A 387-nucleotide genomic window follows, 5' to 3' on the forward strand; every position below is an offset into this window, starting at 1 on the left:
CAACACAGCTGCCCACACTCCCGCCCGTGGTCTACACCGACCCGCGCTGTGCCGTGATTCGCCCGCTCTACAACTCCGGCTACCGGCCCGGCACCCAGACCATGCGCGCCGCGCTCACCGCCGCCGGGCACCTCGGGGTCGGAGGTAAGCCCCTCTCGGGAGGCACGATCCGAGGTGCGATCCGCGCCGAGGTCGAGCAGCACGAACCGCACCTCGCTGGGCTGCCTGACGAGCCGACCTCGCTCCGGGCTGCCGCTCCGTGACGGTCAAACACAGTCGATGCCCCCGTGGCACATTCGCTGCGGGGGCATCGACTTACTTACTTACTTACCCACGCAGGCGCAGGTGCAGGGGCGGTACTGCGGCGGTCGCCGCCGCAGAGCTCGG

The 387-nt window shown here is 70.3% G+C and carries 1 protein-coding gene; it reads left to right on the plus strand.

Going from position 1 to position 387, the window contains the following annotated elements:
* Nucleotides 1–263 (plus strand): hypothetical protein (locus UK12_RS33375; protein ID WP_045306964.1); only part of this gene is annotated, 263 nt, incomplete at its 5' end.
* Nucleotides 264–387 lie beyond the last annotated feature (124 nt).

It is taken from the genome of Saccharothrix sp. ST-888, from assembly GCF_000955975.1.
In the GTDB taxonomy this organism is placed as follows: Bacteria; Actinomycetota; Actinomycetes; order Streptomycetales; family Streptomycetaceae; genus Kitasatospora.